Source organism: Bradyrhizobium altum, from assembly GCF_020889705.1.
Lineage (GTDB): Bacteria > Pseudomonadota > Alphaproteobacteria > Rhizobiales > Xanthobacteraceae > Bradyrhizobium > Bradyrhizobium altum.
The window spans coordinates 1-4,462 of record NZ_JACMYP010000430.1 but is presented as its reverse complement, the minus strand read 5'-3'; the positions used below and the strand labels follow the sequence as shown (position 1 = coordinate 4,462).

The window sequence follows — 4,462 nt, the reverse complement described above, 5'->3', positions numbered from 1 at the left end:
TCTTCGCCACCGCGCGCGCGGTGGTCTCATTGTCGCCGGTCAGCATCACAATGCGCAGGCCCTCAGTGCGCAGCGCCTGCAGCGCGCTGGCCGCCGACGCCTTGACCGGATCGGCGATCGCAATCACGCCGGCGACGCGGCGATCGACCGCGACATAGATCGCGGTCGCGCCGTCCCGCCGCGCGGCCTCGGCGGCCTGGTCCAGCGACGACGTTGCGATCTTCAACTCACTCATCAGCACCGCATTGCCGAGCGCAACCTGCTTGCCCTCGACCGTGCCGGTCGCGCCCTTTCCGGAAGGCGAGGCAAAGTTGCTGACGGCGGAAGATGCGAGCTTGCGTTCCCCGCCAGAAGCGATGATGGCCCGCGCCAGTGGATGCTCGCTGCCCTGCTCGACACTGGCGGCAAGACGGAGCACGTCATTCTCGTCGAACCCTTCGGCGGCAATGATGCGCACGACCTTCGGCTTGCCCTCGGTGAGCGTGCCGGTCTTGTCGATCACCAGCGTGTCGATCGCCTCCATCCGCTCCAGCGCCTGCGCGTCGCGGATCAGGATGCCGGAATGCGCGCCACGGCCGACACCGACCATGATCGACATCGGCGTTGCCAGCCCCAGCGCGCACGGACAGGCGATGATCAGCACCGTCACCGCGGCGACCAGCGCAAAGGTCAAGCGCGGCTCAGGGCCGAATACCGTCCAGGCGATGATGGCGAGCGCGGCAGCAGCGATCACCGCCGGCACGAACCAGCCGGCGACACGGTCGGCGAGCCGCTGGATCGGCGCGCGGGAGCGCTGCGCCTTCGCCACCATGTCGACGATCCGCGATAGCATGGTGTCGCGGCCGACCTTGTCGGCACGCATCACGAGGCCACCGCTCTGGTTGACGGTGCCGCCGATCACCTTCTCGCTTTCCGCCTTCGTGACCGGCATCGATTCACCCGTGACCATGGATTCGTCGATGACCGCGTTGCCCTCAATGACGACGCCGTCGACCGGCACCTTCTCGCCCGGGCGCACGCGCAGGCGGTCGCCGACCTTGATCGCGTCGATGTCGATGTCCTCGTCGCCATGATCGGTAATGCGCCGCGCGGTCTTGGGCGCGAGACCAAGCAACGCGCGGATCGCGCCCGAAGTCTGCGCGCGGGCGCGCAATTCCAGCACCTGGCCGAGCAGCACCAGCACCGTGATCACGGCCGCCGCCTCGAAATAGACCGCGACCGCACCATGCATGTCGCGGAAGGCCGGCGGGAACAGCTGCGGCGCCAATGTCGCGACCACGCTGTAGAGATAGGCGACGCCGACGCCCATGGCGATCAGCGTGAACATGTTGAGGTTACGCGTGACCACCGACTGCCAGCCGCGCATGAAGAACGGCGCGCGGCCCACAGCACGACCGGCGTCGCCAGCACGAACGAAATCCAGTTCGACCAGGTCTGCGGCACGAGATGCATCAGCCCGAGATGGTTGCCCATCTCGAGCACGAACACAGGCAGCGTCAGCGCCAGCGCGATCCAGAATCGCCGCGTCATGTCAATCAGTTCAGGATCCGGTCCATCGTCGAGCGAGATCTGCTCGGGCTCGAGCGCCATGCCGCAGATCGGACAGCTGCCGGGACCGACCTGGCGCACCTCGGGATGCATCGGGCAGGTGTAGATCGTGCCGGCCGGCATTGGCGGCTCCGCCTCGCGCGGCTTGAGGTACTTGTCCGGCTCGGCCTCGAAGCGCTCGCGGCAGCGGCCGCTGCAGAACAGATACTCCTCGCCCTGGTAGCTGAAGCGGTGCTTGGCGGTCGTCGGGTTGGCCTTCATGCCGCAGACCGGATCGATCGCGAACGCTGCTTCTGCCGGCACGGCGTCGTGATCATGCTTGCCGCCGCAGCAGGTATGCGCGGCCGCGCCATGATGGTGATGATCCGCGTGCGAATGATCGTGCTCTGCGTGTGCCACGAGACTCTTCCCGGCCGCTATCCCGGCCTCTTGATTTGTATACCCTAGGGGGGTATATGAGACCTATGAGAGACGAGGTCAAGACATCCTGTTTAAAACGGCTCAAACGGATCGAGGGTCAGATCCGTGGGTTGGCCGCCATGGTCGAGGAAGACCGCTATTGCATCGACGTGGTGACGCAGATCGCCGCCGCGCGCGCGGCACTGCGCCGCGTCGAGGAAGAGGTCCTGCGCGATCATGTCGCGCACTGCGTCGAGCATGCGATCTCGTCCGGCGACAAGGCCGACCAGCGGCGCAAGATCGCCGAGCTGATGGATGTGATCGGCCGCGCGGACCGGTGAGAGCTGTTTGGCTGTGCCCGCCGCACACTCGGTGTCGTCCCTGCGAAAGCAGGGACCCATAACCACAGGAAGCGGTTGTTTGTGCGAGCTGGGGCCCCCCGCGTGCTTCATAACCACGGCCGGTGGTCATGGGTCCCGGGTCGCGCTCCGCTTGCCCGACGCGGGGAGAGCGGGGCTCAGTTCGCCGCCGCTGTTACACTCGGCAGACTATCGCGCTCAGGTATTGAACCTGAAATGCATGACGTCGCCGTCGGCGACGACGTAGTCCTTGCCTTCAAGCCGCAGCTTGCCGGCATCGCGCGCGCCGGCTTCGCCGTTGCCGGCGATGTAATCCTCATACGCGATGGTCTCGGCGCGGATGAAGCCCTTCTCGAAATCGGTGTGGATCACGCCGGCGGCGGCAGGCGCCTTGGTGCCGCGGTCGATGGTCCAGGCGCGGGCTTCCTTCGGGCCGACCGTGAAATAGGTGATGAGGTCGAGCAGCTGGTAGCCGGCGCGGATCAGCCGGTCGAGCCCGGCCTCTTCGAGGCCCAGCGTTTCCAGGAATTCGGCGCGCTCGGCGCGCGACAGCGTCGCGATCTCGGATTCGATCTTGGCCGAGATCACCACCGCGACCGCGCCTTCCTTCTTGGCTTGCTCGAACACCGCCTTGGAGAAATTGTTGCCGTCCTTGGCCGAGCCTTCCTCGACGTTGCAGACATAGAGCACGGGCTTCGAGGTCAGGAGCCCGAGCATGCGGAACGCGCGCTCCTCTTCCGGCTTGCGCTCCAGCGCACGCGCCGGCTTGCCGTCGCGCAGCAGCACCAGCGCGCGGTTGACGAGCTCGAGCTGCTCCTTGGATTCCTTGTCGTTGCCCTTGGCCTTCTTCGACAAATTTTCGACGCGCTTCTCCAGGCTGTCGAGGTCGGACAGCATCAGCTCGGTCTCGATGGTCTCGATGTCGGCGAGCGGCGCGATCTTACCTTCGACATGGGTGATGTCGGAGTCCTCGAAGCAGCGCACCACATGGGCGATCGCGTCGACCTCGCGGATGTTGGCGAGGAACTGGTTGCCGAGGCCTTCGCCCTGCGACGCGCCGCGCACCAGGCCCGCGATATCGACGAAGGTCAGCCGGGTCGGGATGATCTGCGCGGACTTCGCGATCGCCGACAGCTTCTCCAGCCGCGGATCGGGCACCGCCACCTCACCGACATTCGGCTCGATGGTGCAAAACGGATAGTTCGCCGCCTGGGCGGCCGCCGTCTCGGTCAGTGCATTGAACAGTGTCGACTTGCCGACGTTCGGCAGCCCGACGATTCCGCATTTGAATCCCATGTTTGTCCCGATCTCTCGCGCGCTCACGCTGCACGGTTGAATGACTGAGGTCGTCATACGCGGGCTTGATCCGCGTATCCATCCCACTTGGAAAAATGGATCGCCGGGTCGAGCCCGGCGACGACGAGGATCTACTTCGTGCCCTCGTCCTTCGTGTCGAAAAATCCCTTGGCCTGCATCGTCAGATGCACCTTGTTGGCGAACGAGGCGTCGTGCCCGGTCGTTAGCAGGCCGGCATTGTCGGCGACGGCCTGGCACAAGGCCTCCACCCACGCCCGGTCGCTCTTGGCGAAGTCCGACAGCACGTGGCTGTGCACGAGCTCCTTGACGCCGGGATGACCGATCCCGAGCCGCACCCGCCGATATTCGTTGCCGATATGCGCGGAGATCGAGCGCAGGCCGTTATGACCGGCGATCCCGCCGCCGATCTTGACCCGCACCTTGGCGGGCGGCAATTCGAGCTCGTCCTGGAACACGGTGATGTCGGCGGGGGCGAGCTTGAAGAAGTTCGCCGCTTCCTGCACCGCGCGCCCGGACTCGTTCATGTAAGTGGTCGGCTTCAACAGCACGACCTTCTCACGATCGACCACTCCTTCAGACGCCTCGCCCTGAAAGCGACGGCGCCATGGTGCGAAACCATGACGCCGTGCAATCTCGTCGACCGCCAGAAAACCGATATTGTGCCGGTTGCTGGCGTATTTCGCGCCAGGATTACCGAGACCGACAAAAAGGCGCATGGCGCGGCATCCCACGTCGGCGCGCCATCAGACGATCGCGCGCCGACCTGATCGATTACTTCTTCTTGTCGCCACCGCCGGCGGGAGCCTTGGCACCCGCGGCCGGAGCCGCAGCACCCGCAG

3 protein-coding genes and 1 pseudogene are annotated in these 4,462 nt (G+C 65.7%); 1 reads left to right on the top strand and 3 read right to left on the bottom strand.

The window, feature by feature from the left end; genetic code table 11:
- Positions 1-1,947: pseudogene (locus H8B02_RS45565) on the bottom strand (heavy metal translocating P-type ATPase); the annotation flags it as partial.
- Positions 1,948-2,012: 65 nt separating this feature from the next.
- On the opposite strand from H8B02_RS45565, the gene H8B02_RS45560 reads away from it, so the two are divergent.
- Entirely contained in the window at positions 2,013-2,288 is a 276-nt protein-coding gene (locus tag H8B02_RS45560) for a metal-sensitive transcriptional regulator (RefSeq protein WP_092124125.1), read from the top strand.
- Between the two features lie 216 nt (positions 2,289-2,504).
- Here the strand turns inward: H8B02_RS45560 and ychF are convergent, their stop codons facing one another.
- Positions 2,505-3,602: a redox-regulated ATPase YchF gene (ychF, locus tag H8B02_RS45555; RefSeq protein WP_229172256.1), complete on the bottom strand. Its 1,098-nt coding sequence runs from the start codon at positions 3,600-3,602 to the stop codon at positions 2,505-2,507.
- 131 nt (positions 3,603-3,733) lie between these two features.
- Positions 3,734-4,339 (bottom strand): aminoacyl-tRNA hydrolase, encoded by a 606-nt coding sequence (gene pth / locus H8B02_RS45550; protein WP_229172255.1) that lies wholly within the window; start codon positions 4,337-4,339, stop codon positions 3,734-3,736.
- Positions 4,340-4,462: the final 123 nt, after the last annotated feature.